This is a genomic window from Alloalcanivorax dieselolei B5, assembly GCF_000300005.1.
Classification (GTDB): domain Bacteria; phylum Pseudomonadota; class Gammaproteobacteria; order Pseudomonadales; family Alcanivoracaceae; genus Alloalcanivorax; species Alloalcanivorax dieselolei.
The window spans coordinates 2,098,439-2,112,027 of sequence record NC_018691.1 but is presented as its reverse complement, the minus strand read 5'-3'; the positions used below and the strand labels follow the sequence as shown (position 1 = coordinate 2,112,027).

Sequence of the window (13,589 nt, the reverse complement as noted above, 5' to 3'; positions counted from 1 at the left end):
CTCAGTCTCGTTCAAGCAACACCACCGACTGCACCGCGATACCTTCGCCCCGCCCGGTGAAGCCCAGCCGTTCCGTGGTGGTGGCTTTCACCGACACCGCGTCCAGCGCCAGCCCCATCAGGTCGGCGATACGTTCACGCATGGCCTGCACATGGGGAGCGATCTTCGGCTGCTGGCAGATGATGGTCAGATCCAGATTCAGCGGCCGCCAGCCTCGACCGGTGACATCCTTGAGCACCGCTTTCAGCAAGACGGCGGAGTCAGCGCCTTTCCAGCGCGGATCGGTGTCCGGAAAATAATGGCCGATGTCACCCAGCGCCAGGGCGCCGAGCAGCGCATCACTGAGCGCGTGCAGCGCCACGTCGCCGTCGGAGTGAGCTTTCAGGCCACGCTCATGGGGAATGCGGATACCGCCGAGGACAACGTGATCGCCGTCATCACTGAAGGCGTGAACGTCGAAACCCTGACCAATACGCAGGCTCATGATGACTCCTCCTGGCCGGAGTCCAGTCCCTGGCGGCGCAGATAAAAGCGTGCCAGCGGCAGGTCTTCCGGTACCGTGATCTTGATGTTGTCGGCGTTTCCGGCCACCAGCCTCGGCCGCCAGCCACGCGCTTCCATGGCCGACGCTTCGTCGGTGATGGCGTCATCCGGCGCCGCCAGCGCCTCGGCGAGGGCCGCGGCAGGGAACAATTGCGGGGTCAGGGCCCGCCAGATCAGGCTGCGGTCCACGGTGGCGTCGATGCATTGGCCAGGATCCGCCCGCTTGATGGTATCCACCACCGGGCAGGCCAGGATTCCGCCCTGCTCTCCGACGCCGTCGATCAGCTTCTGGATATCCGACAGGCGTACCAGAGGGCGGGCCATGTCATGTACCAACGCCCAGGCGTCCGGGGCCTGTTCCAGCACCGCCTGGAGGCCGGCCCGCACTGACTCGGCGCGACTGGCGCCGCCGGTGACGGTGTGGATACGCGGGTGGTCCTGGAGCGACAATCCATTAAGCGACAATCGCGGCCACCAGGGGTCACCCTCAGCCACCGCCACCACCACACAGGACAAGGGCGCGAACGCCAGCAACCGTTGCAAGGTATGTTCCGCCAGGGTGCGGCCTTCCAGCGTCAGATATTGTTTGGGCAGGCTGGCGCCCATACGCGCGCCGACACCGGCGGCGGGCACCACCGCGTACAAAGGGAAAGGCTTAACGCTTGTCGTCACGGGGTGTGTCCGGTTCCAGGATCAGGAAGAAGGTCTCGCCGTCACGGATCATGCCCAGATCCTTGCGCGCCAGCTCCTCCACCGCATCGCTGCCTTCCTTGAGATCACGTACGTCCGCCGCCATCAGGCGGTTCCGTTCACTGAGCGTGTGGTTTTGTTCGGAGAGCGCCTGAACCTCCTTTTTCAGGGTCGCCACATGGCGCAGGCTGCCCTCCCCGAACCACAGGCGCACCTGCAGTACCACCAGCAGCAAAGCCAGAACGGCGAGCATGACCTGGCGGGCCGGGGACAGTTTCATGGGCAATCCTCATCACGGGCGGCCGCTGGCCGCCCGTCGCTCCTCACAGGAATTTGAACTCTTTGCGGCCTTTGTAGGCGGCACGGCCCAATTCCTCTTCGATACGGATCAGACGATTGTATTTGGCCACTCGGTCGGAGCGGCACAGAGAACCGGTTTTGATCTGACCGGCGGCGGTGGCCACCGCCAGATCAGCGATGGTGGTGTCGGCGGTCTCACCGCTGCGGTGGGAAATCACCGCGGTGTAACCGGCGTCCTTGGCCATCTTGATGGCGTCCAGAGTCTCCGACAGGGAACCGATTTGATTGAACTTGATCAGGATGGAATTGGCCACGTTCTGGTCAATCCCCTGCTTGAGGATCTTGGTGTTGGTGACGAACAGATCGTCCCCCACCAATTGAACCCGGCTGCCCAGGGTCTGGGTCAGGATCTTCCAGCCTTCCCAGTCGGACTCATCCATGCCGTCCTCGATGGAAATGATCGGATAACGGTCACACAGCTCGGCCAGATAATCACTGAAACCGGCGGCATCCATGCTGCGCCCTTCACCGGCGAGCACGTACTGGCCGTCCTTGTAGAACTCGCTGGAGGCGCAGTCCAGGGCCAGGGTGATGTCGTCACCGGCTTTGTAACCGGCCAGGTCGATGGCCTTCATGATCGCTTCCAGGGCCGCTTCGTTGCTGGGCAGGTCCGGAGCGAAGCCGCCCTCGTCACCCACCGCCGTGCTCAGGCCCTGTTGCTTCAACACGCTTTTGAGGGCGTGGAACACCTCGGCGCCGTAGCGGATGGCCTCGGCCACGGTGGGAGCGCCCACCGGCTGGATCATGAATTCCTGAATATCGACGTTGTTATCCGCGTGCTCACCACCGTTGATGATGTTCATCATCGGCACCGGCAGGGAGTACTCGTTGTCGTCGTCCTGCAAATCGGAGATGTATTCGTACAACGGCTTTTGCTGGAATTGCGCCGCGGCCTTGGCGGTCGCCAGGGACACCGCCAGGATCGCGTTGGCGCCGAGACGGCCTTTGTTGTCGGTGCCGTCGGAGTCGATCATCAACTGATCCAATTCACGTTGGGCGACGGCATCGCGGCCCACCAGCAATTCGCGGATCTCGGAATTGACGTTGCCCACGGCCCGGGTCACCCCCTTGCCCAGATAGCGGTCTTTGTCACCGTCACGCAGTTCCAGTGCTTCGCGGGAGCCGGTGGAGGCACCACTGGGGGCACAGGCACTGCCGCTGGCGCCGGATTCGAGAATCACATCGGCTTCAATAGTGGGGTTACCGCGGGAATCCAGAATTTCGCGGGCCTTGATGTCGACGATCTTGGACATGGGAGAATTACTCCAGAATTTCAAATTCAGTCGTTGTCGAAGGCGGGGAAGGCCTTGACCGTATTATCCAGGGTTTGCAGCTGCGCCAGGAATGGCTCCAGGCGATCCAGACGCAGGGCGCAGGGGCCATCACATTTGGCGTTGTCCGGGTCGGGATGGGCTTCCAGGAACAGGCCGGCGATGCCCTGGCTGATACCGGCACGGGCCAGTTCCGCCACCTGGGCGCGGCGGCCACCGGCGGAGTCGCTGCGGGCACCGGGCATTTGCAGGGCATGGGTGACATCGAAGAACACCGGATAGCCGAAGGTCTTCATGATGCCGAAGCCGAGCATGTCCACCACCAGGTTGTTGTACCCGAAGCTGGAGCCCCGCTCACAGAGGATCAACTGGTCGTTACCGGCTTCCTCGCACTTGTGCAGAATGTGGCGCATCTCTTGGGGCGCCAGAAACTGGGGCTTTTTGATGTTGATGATGGCATCGGTTTTTGCCATTGCCACCACCAGATCGGTCTGCCGGGCGAGAAACGCCGGCAGTTGAATGATGTCCGCCACTTCCGCCACCGGCGCCGCCTGATAAGGCTCGTGCACATCGGTGATCACCGGGCACTGGAAGGTCTGTTTGATCTCCTCGAAGATCTTCAGTCCTTCTTCCATGCCCGGCCCGCGAAAGGAATGCAGAGAGGACCGGTTGGCCTTGTCGAAGCTGGCCTTGAACACCCAGGGGATCCCCAGCTTTTCGGTGACCCGGGCGTAATGCTCCGCCACCTGCAGGGCCAGGTCCCGGGATTCCAGCACGTTCATGCCGCCGAACAAGGCCATCGGGGCGTCGTTGGCGAAGCGCAGACCGTCAAGCTGGATGGTTATCTGGCTGCTCACGGATTAACTCTCCTTGTGGGCCAGCGCCGCTTCCACGTATCCCTTGAACAGACCATGGCCGTCGCGGGGCGTGGAGGTGAATTCCGGGTGGAACTGGCAGGCCACGAACCACGGGTGGTCCGGCACTTCGATCACTTCCACCAGTTCGCCGTCGTGGGAGCGGCCGGCAATGCGCAGACCGGCGCCTTCCAATTGCGGCAGATAGTTATTGTTGACCTCGTAGCGGTGCCGGTGACGTTCAACGATATGAGAACGGCCGTAGCACCGGGCCGCCACGGAATCCTCTTCCAGCACGCATTCCTGGCCACCCAGACGCATGGTACCACCGAGATCAGAGGTTTCCGAACGCAGCTCCTTGCTGCCATCCTCGCGCGTCCACTCGGTAATCAGCGCCACCACCGGTTGCGGGGTATCCGGCCTCAATTCGGTGGAATGGGCGTCTTTCAGGCCGGCCACGTGGCGGGCGTATTCGATCAACGCCAGTTGCATGCCGAGGCAAATACCCAGATAGGGCACCTTGTTTTCCCGGGCATAGCGGATCGCCGCGATCTTGCCCTCGGTGCCCCGGTCGCCGAAGCCGCCGGGCACCAGGATGGCGTCCACCGACGCCAGCTCACCGGTGCCGTTGCGTTCGATCTCCTCGGCGTCGATATAGCGGATGTTGACCCGCGCATGGGTGGCGATGCCGGCGTGCATCAGCGCTTCGTTGAGCGACTTGTAGGCGTCCGCCAGCTCCACGTACTTGCCCACCATGCCGATGGTGACTTCGTGCTGGGGATGCAACTGGGCTTCCACCACCCGGTCCCACTCGGACAGGTCCGGCTGCGGCAGATCAAGGCCGAATTTTTCCACCACGATGGCATCCAGTCCCTGCTCGTGCATGCCGCGCGGGACCTGGTAAATGCTCTTGCAGTCCGGCGAGGAGATCACCGCGCGGGCTTCCACATTGGTGAACAGCGCGATCTTCTCACGGGCGCTCTGCGGAATCGGATTATCGGCGCGGCAGACCAGAATGTCCGGCTGCAGACCGATGGAACGCAGCTCTTTCACCGAATGCTGGGTCGGTTTGGTTTTGATCTCGCCGGCGGTGGCGATGTACGGCACCAGCGTCAGATGCACCAACAAGGAGCGGCTGGAACCCAGTTCCACACGCATCTGCCGCACCGCTTCCAGGAACGGCAACGACTCGATGTCGCCGGCGGTGCCGCCGATCTCGACGATGGCCACGTCGGCGTCACCGGCCCCTTCCTGGATCTTCAGTTTGATTTCGTCGGTGATGTGCGGGATCACCTGCACGGTGGCCCCCAGATACTCGCCACGACGCTCCTTGTCCAACACGTCCTGGTAGACGCGGCCGGTGGTAAAGCTGTTGCGGCGGCTGAGCCGGGCACGGATAAAGCGCTCGTAGTGCCCCAGGTCCAGGTCGGTTTCGGCGCCGTCCTCGGTGACGAACACCTCCCCGTGCTGATAGGGGCTCATGGTGCCTGGGTCCACGTTGATGTAGGGGTCCATCTTGATCAGAGTGACCTTCAGACCACGGGCCTCGAGCAACGAGGCCAGGGACGCCGAGGTGATTCCCTTGCCCAGGGAAGACACCACACCGCCAGTGACAAAAATATAACGTGCCATGCACCCACCAGAATCAGTCATGGATTGAACGTGCCCAAGCCGTCCCGACAACTTCATATTCATCGACCGTGCCACTGATCTTTCCACAACCTGCCCCAGGCCCCAAGCCCCGGAGGTGAGAAAGCGCCAACGAAACACCAAAAAATCGCCGGGAGCGATTTTTCACATCGTGCCAGCGATGGCCCGAAGGGAGGTCGCCATGGATGGCATGACCTCAAAAAAAATACCTTTGCTCACCGCGGTGGGCAAAGGTGTGTTCTGTTTCGGCTTGGAACGGACGTACCGCCGGGTCTCGGTATTCCTGAAATATCAGGGAGTTGGGCTACGTCAGGATGGGACGAAATAGTAACAGAACGGCTGCCGCCAGGGAACCACTGTCGCAGCGCGAAAACGGGTAAAAACGTAAAAGACGGCAAGCGAGCAAACGGCTTCGTCGTCCGCGCCCGCCTACCACCGTAAATGCCACGGCCGGCAGCGGTGCCGGTCCACGCCATCGGCGACGCCGATCATTGGCACCGACACCAATTCATCATCCTGATACAGCAGCGGCCATTGGCGGCGACGCCAGGGCGGCACCCCGGCCACGCGCCACAACTCCGAAACCTGCTGATGCTGACCGTGACGGTGCACACGCTCACCGCCCGCGAAAGGCCGCAGTTGGACGTCACCGGGCGGTACCCACACGGTCACCGCGCCCTCCCCTGGGAGCAGACGCCAGAGACCGGAATCCGGGGGCTGATGACCGTCCCGCCAGTCCAGCGGCCGGCTGAGCGGCTGCAAGTCACGGTCGCGGAGCAAGTAGAGATCACCGCGATAGCGACGCAGTGTGCGCCCCCCCCAACTCACCCGGGCCTCCCGGTCCGATGGCGCCCGCAGCAGAGCGTGGATTTGCCCGGTGACGGCCAGGGACGGCGGCGGCGCCCCCGCCTGATCCAGCCACCAGCGCAGCACATTATCCCGACGTTCACGGCTCAGCGCCGCCAGCCCCCCCAGGGGCAACCGATCCCTCTCCGCCGCCAATCCCCGAGCATCCTCGGCGGCCCTTTCGTCCAGCAAGGTGGCGGCGTCCGCCATCACCCCGGCGGTGCGAGCCAGGATCGCCGGAGCGCCCGGCCAGGTGGTGGCCAGGCGGGGCAGAATCTCGTGACGCAGCCGGTTCCGGCGCAGACTGATATCGGTGTTACTGGGATCCTCCACCCACTCCAGGCCCCGGCGGCGAGCCTCGCGCTCCAGCTGTGCCCGCCCGAATGCCAGTAGCGGCCGCCACAGTCGCAGCCCATCCAGCGAGGAGTGCTCGGACATCGCCGCCAGCCCTTGTACGCCGGCGCCACGCAGCAGGTTCAGCAACACCGTCTCGGCCTGGTCGTCACGGTGGTGGGCGGTGATCACGGCGGCGCCGGCGGCCTGTTCGCTCAGAGCCTGGTAGCGGGCGGCACGGGCGCCAGCTTCCAGATTCACATCGGCCGGCACGTTGACCCGGACTTCCTCGAACGGCACGCCCAGTGCCTCGGCCCGGGTTCGGCAGAATACCGCCCAGTCCGCCGACCGTGCCTGCAATTGGTGATTGACGTGCAGGGCCCGCAGGCGGGGACCGAGACCGGCCTCCACCAGCAGGTGCAGCAACAGGGAAGAATCAAGACCGCCGCTGAATGCCAGCAACAGGGGCCCGGGCGGGGCCTGGGCCGCCGACACGCGGGGGACGGCGGCGTCGGACATCACTCATCCACGGGGTCGCTGATGAAGTTGCCGTAGCTCATCAGGCGCTCGTAGCGGCGCTGAATCAGTTCCGGCTGCTCCAGAGCGTCAAGGCTGTTGAGGGCGGCGGTCAGGGAGCGGCGCACGGCGTCGGCGGCCTGGTCGTAATCACGGTGGGCGCCGCCCAGCGGCTCCTGCACCACTTCATCGACGATGCCCAGTTCATGCAAACGGTTGGCGGTCAGCCCCATCGCTTCCGCCGCTTCCGGCGCCTTCTCGGCGCTGCGCCAGAGGATCGAGGCGCAGCCTTCCGGGGAAATCGTCGCATAGGTGCTGTACTGAAGCATTTGCAAGTGGTCGCAGACGCCCAGGGCCAGCGCGCCGCCGGAACCGCCTTCGCCAATCACGGTGGCGATGATCGGGACTTTCAACTGGGACATCACCCGCAGATTACGAGCAATCGCCTCGGACTGCCCGCGTTCTTCCGCGTCGATGCCAGGAAAGGCACCCGGGGTGTCAATGAAGGTGAAAATCGGCATCCGGAACCGCTCCGCCAGCTCCATCAGGCGCAACGCCTTGCGGTAGCCTTCCGGATTGGGCATGCCGAAGTTACGGCGTACCTTTTCTTTCACTTCCCGGCCCTTCTGGTGGCCGATCACCATGATCGGCCGGTCGTCCAGACGGGTAATGCCGCCAACGATGGCCGGATCATCAGCAAAGCTGCGGTCGCCGTGCAGTTCGTCAAAGTCGCCGAAGATTCGCTTGACGTAGTCCAGCGTGTAGGGACGCTTGGGATGCCGGGAAAGCTGCGAGATCTGCCAGGAGCTCAGCTTGCTGAAAATGTTCTCGGTAAGCGCGATCCCCTTCTCCTGCAGCTTGGCGATCTCGTCGGAGATACTGACCTCGCTGCCGGTGCCTACGAGTCGCAGTTCCTCGATTTTGGCTTCCAGTTCCGCAATAGGTTGTTCAAATTCGAGGAAATTCGGATTCATGTGCTACCCCTTGTCACAGTGCGCTCAAGTGTAGCCGCAATACAATGACAGCGTCGAGATACCCGGCTGGGCGTAAAGTTGCAAGTTGTTACCAAGTGCCCGAGAGTCGCGGTCCCCAGACCAGCGGGGTCCCGCAATTCGCTGTCACGCTTACACGCTAACCCCGGGGGCCGCCCGGCGAATTGCGTGTTAGCGTGCCGGCGTGTTGCGTGTAAGCGAGGTCTTCTCCTCTAATACTCCAACTGCACCGACGTCTCGCCGAAGCGGTTGCGCAGCTCATCCACCAGGGCTTCGTGGGGGCTGATTTTCCACTCATCGCCAAGCGGCATGGCCACATCCGCTTCCTTGTGAGCGAGCCGCAACGTCACCGGGATCGCCCCGCCCCGGTACGGCGCAAACAACCGGTCCAGGGTGTCCGGCAGTTGCTGCTCCACCGGCACCGACACGCACAGGCGGCGGGCGAACACCTCGCGGGCCTGGCGCATGTCCATGACCTCGTCGGCCACCAGATTAAAGCCGCCGGAGTAATCGTCGTTACGGACTCCGCCGCGTACCACCAGCAGAATGTCCTTCTGGATACGCTCACCGAACTGGGCAAAGGTCTTGCCGAACACCGATACTTCCAGCCGGCCGGTCTTGTCATCCAGGGTAACGAAGGCCATGCGCTCACCGCTGCGCTTGCTGCGGGTAATACGCAACGCCACCACCAGCCCGGCCACCGTGGCGGCCTCGCCCTTGGCGGTGGGTTGCAGGGCATTGAAGCGGGCGCTGACGAATTGCCGGACCTCGTGTTCGAACTGGTCGATGGGGTGACCGGTCAGGAACAGGCCCAGGGTATCGCGCTCGCCGTTGAGACGCAGTTCGTCATTCCACTCGCGGGCCGGCTTCCACTCCACCACCGGGGTTTCGGCGGTCTGCATGGAGCCAAACAAATCCGTCATGCCGGCTTCTTCGTTGCGGGCGTCCTGTTCCGCCGCGGCGATGGCATCCGGCAAAGTGGCCAACAACGTGGCGCGATCACGGAAATGACGGTTCGGCCCTAGCTTGTCCAGGGCTCCGGCACGCACCAGGGCTTCCAGGGAACGGCGATTGATCTTCTTCAGGTCGATACGGCGGCAGAAGTCGAACAGATCGTCGAACCCGTCAGTGTCGCCACGGGCACTGACAATCGCCTCAATGGGGCCCTCGCCCAGGCCCTTGATCGCGCCCAGGCCATAGATGATGTCGCCTTCCGGATTCACCGTGAAACGATAACCACAGGAGTTCACATCCGGCGGCAGTACCTTGAGGCCCATGGAGTGACATTCATCGATGAAGGTCACCACCTTGTCGGTGTTCTGCATATCGGCGGAAATCACCGCCGCCATGAATTCCGCCGGGTAATGGGCCTTGAGCCAGGCGGTTTGATAGGCCACCAGGGCGTAGGCGGCGGAGTGGGATTTGTTGAAGCCGTAACCGGCGAACTTCTCCACCAGGTCGAAGATCTTCATCGCCAGATCCGGGTCCACACCCTTCTCTTTCGCGCCGCTTTCGAAGATCTCCCGCTGCTTGGCCATCTCCTCCGGTTTTTTCTTGCCCATGGCGCGGCGCAGCATGTCCGCGCCGCCGAGGGTATAGCCGGCCAGGACCTGGGCGATCTGCATCACCTGTTCCTGGTAGAGAATCACCCCGTAGGTGGGCTTGAGGATCGACTCCAACCATTCATGCTGGTACTGCGGATCCGGGTAGGCCAGCGGTTCCCGACCGTGCTTCCGGTTGATGAAGTTGTCCACCATGCCGGATTCCAGCGGACCGGGCCGGTACAACGCCACCAAGGCGATGATGTCCTCGAACACGTCGGGCTTGAGCTTCTTGATCAGCTCCTTCATGCCCTGACTTTCAAGCTGGAATACGGCGGTGGTGTCGCCACGTTTGAGCAGATCGAAGCTGGGCGAATCGTCCAGCGGAATCCGCTCGATCTCCAGCGGCCCGTCCCCTTCGCGCTGGCGGCGCACGTTCACCGCTTTCATCGCCCAGTCGATGATGGTCAGCGTCTTCAGACCGAGAAAGTCGAATTTCACCAGCCCGGCTTGCTCGACGTCGTCCTTGTCGTACTGGGTGACCAGGTTTTCGCCGTGCTCGTCGCAGTGCAAGGGCGCGAAGTCGGTGAGTTTGCCCGGCGCGATCACCACGCCGCCGGCGTGTTTGCCCACGTTTCGGGTCAGGCCCTCCAGTTTGAAGGCCATCTCCATGATTTCATTGACCGCTTCCTTGTCCGGGTTGCCGTCGTCCTCGAGGAAATCCCGCAGCGTTTCTTCCTGCTCCAGTGCCTTCGACAGGGTCATCCCCGGAGTGCCGGGAATCATCTTCGAAAGCCGGTCGGCCATGCCGTAGGGTTTGCCCTGCACGCGCGCCACGTCCCGCACCACCGCCTTCGCCGCCATGGTGCCGAAAGTGATGATCTGACTGACCGCGTCACGGCCGTATTTATCGGCCACGTAATTGATCACACGGTCGCGTTTTTCCATGCAGAAATCGACGTCGAAGTCGGGCATGGATACCCGCTCCGGGTTGAGGAACCGTTCGAACAGTAGGTCGTAGGCGATCGGATCGAGGTCGGTGATCTTCAGTGCGTAGGCCACCAGGGAGCCGGCGCCGGAGCCCCGCCCGGGTCCCACCGGCACCTGATGTTCCTTACCCCACTGGATAAAGTCCGCCACGATCAGGAAGTAACCGGGGAAACCCATCTGGTTGATGATGTCCAGTTCGAACTTGAGGCGGTCATCGTAGATCTTGCGGCGCTCGGCGTAGTCCGGCGCCTGCGGATCGAGAATCTTGACCAACCGCTCCTCGAGCCCGTCCCGGGACACTTTCTCGAAGTACTGCTCGATGGTCATGCCTTCCGGCACCGGGAAATCCGGCAGGAAGTTCTTGCCCAGGCGAATATCCAGGGTGCAGCGACGGGCGATCTCGACGCTGTTTTGCAGCGCCTCCGGCAGATCGGAAAACAGCTCCGCCATTTCCTCCGCGCTTTTCAGATACTGCTCTTCGGAATATTTTCGTGGCCGGCGCGGATCATCCAGGGTGTTGCCGTCGTGAATACAGACCCGCGCCTCGTGGGCTTCGAAATCCTCGCGCTTGAGGAAACGAACGTCATTGCTGGCCACCACCGGAATGTCCAGCTCCGCCGCCAGCGCCACGCTGGCGTGCAGGCAGTCCTCATCGCCGGGGCGCTGGGTGCGTTGCACCTCCAGGTAGTAACGGTCACCAAATACGGTTTTGTATTCCGTGGCCCGTTCCCGCGCCAGATCGGTCTTCTCCGCCAGCAGCCATTTACCCACGTCGCCAAACCGGGCGCCGGACAACACGATCAGCCCCTCGTTGAGCTCCAGCAGCCACTCGCGCCGGATCAGCGCCCGTTCGCGCACCTGGTTGGTCTGCCAGGCGCGGCTGATCAACAGGGTCAGATTGCGGTAGCCCTGTTCGTTCTGCACCAGGCAAGTGATATAGCTGGGCTCGTCTTCAGGATCATCCGCCTGCACCCACAGGTCCGCGCCCATCACCGGTTTGATCCCGGCATTCTGAGCATTGGAATAGAACTTGATCAGTGCGAACAGGTTGTTCTCATCGGTGACCGCCACCGCCGGCATGCCCTGGGCGGTGCAGGTCTTGATCAGTTCTTTCACCCGCACCACCCCATCCACCAGGGAGTAGTCGGTATGCAATCGCAAATGGACGAAACGGGGTTCGCTCACGAAAAAGCTCCTTGATTCCCGCCACGGCTGCGGCGGGTCAGTTCGATTCGATCAGGGCCGCTACCGGGCCAAAGGAACGGCGATGTTCTGGCAAGGGACCGAGCCGGCGCAACGCTTCCAGGTGCACCGCGGTGGGATAGCCCTTGTGACGGTCGAAGCCGTAATCGGGATGCCGCTGGTGCAACGCCACCATTTCCGCGTCCCGCGCCACTTTGGCGAGAATCGAGGCGGCGGCGATGGCCGGCACCCGGCCGTCCCCTTTCACCACCGCTTCCGCCGGACAGGCGAAGGACGGGGTCCGATTACCGTCCACCAACACCGCTTCCACGTCAATGGGCAGCGCCTCCACCGCCCGGACCATGGCCAGGTGAGTGGCGTGATAGATGTTCAGTTGATCCACTTCCGCCGCCTCGGCGCGGCCCAAAGCCCAGCCCCGGGCCCGTTCACGGATCAATTCCGCCAACCGCTCGCGGCGTTTGGCGGTGAGTTTCTTGGAGTCCGCCAGCCCCTCTATGGGCCTTGCCGGGTCCAGCACCACGGCGGCGGTCACCACCGCCCCCACCAGCGGCCCCCGGCCCACCTCGTCGACGCCGGCCAGCACCATGCCCGGTTGCCAGGCAAAAGCGCTGGGCACGAACGGCTCACTCAGATCATATTCAGGAAAGGGATGGTTCATCGCTGTCCTTCCAACAGGCCGGCAACGGCAGCGGCGGCCTTGACGCTGGCGCCACCACGCAAGGCTTCATGCACCCGGGTGAAATCCTCCCGCAACGCGGCCACCCGCCGCGGTTCATGCAACCAGCGATTCACTTCCCGCGCCGCCGCCTCGCCGCTCAACTGATCCTGAATCAGTTCCGGCACCATGGCTTTCCGGCAGAGCAGATTGGGCAAGGCGACGAATTCGCTCTTCACCAATCGCGAGACGATGGCATAGGTCACCGCGCCCACCCGGTAGCCCACCACCATGGGTTTTTTCAGCAGCAAGCCTTCCAGGGTGGCGGTGCCGGAAGCCATCAGTACCACATCGGCGGCCGCCATCACCGTGCGGCTGTGCCCGTCCACCACCGTCACCGGCAACGCCGGCGCCGCCCCCAGCGCCAGTTCGATTTGCTCGCGGCGGGCCGGGTTAGCAGCGGGAATGACAAAACGCAGCGCCGGATTATCCCGGTGCAGGCGCACCATGGCATCGAGGAACGGCGGCATCAGTTGGGACACCTCTCCGCCCCGGCTGCCCGGCAGCACCGCCAGCCACTGGCCGTCCCCGGCCAGGCTCAGCTCATCGCGGGCGGCGGCGGTGTCCACATCCAGATCGATCATGTCCGCCAGCGGGTGGCCGACAAAGGCCACCGGCACGCCATGCTCCTCATAGAACAGCGCCTCGAACGGGAACAGCGTCAACATCAGGTCCACGTCCCGGCGGATCCCCTTGACCCGCCCCTGGCGCCAGGCCCACACCGACGGGCTGACGTAATGAACGGTGCGCAGCCCGGCGGCGTGGGCGCGCTTGGCCACGCCCAGGGTGAAATCCGGGGAATCGATGGTGATCACCACCGCCGGGCGCTTTTCCAGCAAGGCGTCCACCAACTGGCGGCGCAGACGGAACAGCTCCGGCAGGTGGGAGAGAACCTCGGTGATACCCATCACCGACAGCTTTTCCATCGGAAACAAGGTTTCAAAACCGGCGGCGATCATGCGTTCGCCGCCAACACCGAAGAAACGGGCATCCGGGTAACGCGCCCGCAAGGCCTCGATCAGGCCGGCGCCGAGAATATCGCCGGAAGCCTCGCCGGCCACCAGGGCGATCAGCGGCGCGTCCAT

11 protein-coding genes are annotated in these 13,589 nt (G+C 63.4%); all 11 read right to left on the bottom strand.

Annotated elements, in window-relative coordinates; translation table 11 throughout:
* Position 1: 1 nt before the first annotated feature.
* The 11 genes from ispF to lpxB all read right to left on the bottom strand — a co-directional run bounded on the left by ispF (position 2) and on the right by lpxB (position 13,589).
* Positions 2–484: a 2-C-methyl-D-erythritol 2,4-cyclodiphosphate synthase gene (gene ispF / locus B5T_RS09555; protein ID WP_014994292.1), complete on the bottom strand. Its 483-nt coding sequence runs from the start codon at positions 482–484 to the stop codon at positions 2–4.
* A complete protein-coding gene (ispD, locus tag B5T_RS09550) occupies positions 481–1,215 on the bottom strand; it encodes a 2-C-methyl-D-erythritol 4-phosphate cytidylyltransferase (RefSeq protein WP_237740378.1) in 735 nt (244 codons plus the stop codon). Before ispD ends, ispF begins: the two co-directional genes overlap by 4 nt.
* On the bottom strand, positions 1,199–1,513 hold the full coding sequence (locus B5T_RS09545; RefSeq protein WP_014994290.1) for an FtsB family cell division protein: 315 nt from the start codon (positions 1,511–1,513) through the stop codon (positions 1,199–1,201). Before B5T_RS09545 ends, ispD begins: the two co-directional genes overlap by 17 nt.
* 43 nt (positions 1,514–1,556) lie before the next feature.
* Positions 1,557–2,846, bottom strand: coding sequence for a phosphopyruvate hydratase (eno, locus tag B5T_RS09540; RefSeq protein ID WP_014994289.1), 1,290 nt, complete (start codon positions 2,844–2,846; stop codon positions 1,557–1,559).
* Positions 2,847–2,872: 26 nt separating this feature from the next.
* Positions 2,873–3,721: a 3-deoxy-8-phosphooctulonate synthase gene (kdsA, locus tag B5T_RS09535; protein ID WP_014994288.1), complete on the bottom strand. Its 849-nt coding sequence runs from the start codon at positions 3,719–3,721 to the stop codon at positions 2,873–2,875.
* 3 nt (positions 3,722–3,724) lie between these two features.
* Positions 3,725–5,350, bottom strand: a complete 1,626-nt coding sequence (locus B5T_RS09530) for a CTP synthase (RefSeq protein ID WP_014994287.1) — start codon at positions 5,348–5,350, stop codon at positions 3,725–3,727.
* Positions 5,351–5,797: 447 nt separating this feature from the next.
* On the bottom strand, positions 5,798–7,066 hold the full coding sequence (gene tilS / locus B5T_RS09525; protein ID WP_014994285.1) for a tRNA lysidine(34) synthetase TilS: 1,269 nt from the start codon (positions 7,064–7,066) through the stop codon (positions 5,798–5,800).
* Positions 7,066–8,037 (bottom strand): acetyl-CoA carboxylase carboxyl transferase subunit alpha, encoded by a 972-nt coding sequence (accA, locus tag B5T_RS09520; RefSeq protein ID WP_014994284.1) that lies wholly within the window; start codon positions 8,035–8,037, stop codon positions 7,066–7,068. The genes tilS and accA overlap by 1 nt, the downstream gene beginning before the upstream one ends.
* Positions 8,038–8,267: 230 nt before the next feature.
* Entirely contained in the window at positions 8,268–11,771 is a 3,504-nt protein-coding gene (dnaE, locus tag B5T_RS09515) for a DNA polymerase III subunit alpha (protein WP_014994283.1), read from the bottom strand.
* A 37-nt stretch (positions 11,772–11,808) separates the two neighbouring features.
* The gene (gene rnhB / locus B5T_RS09510) at positions 11,809–12,447 is read right to left on the bottom strand and encodes a ribonuclease HII (RefSeq protein WP_014994282.1); all 639 of its coding nucleotides are present in this window, start codon (positions 12,445–12,447) and stop codon (positions 11,809–11,811) included.
* Positions 12,444–13,589 carry a lipid-A-disaccharide synthase gene (gene lpxB / locus B5T_RS09505; protein WP_014994281.1) on the bottom strand — a complete coding sequence of 382 codons (1,146 nt, stop codon included), beginning with the start codon at positions 13,587–13,589 and terminating at the stop codon, positions 12,444–12,446. Before lpxB ends, rnhB begins: the two co-directional genes overlap by 4 nt.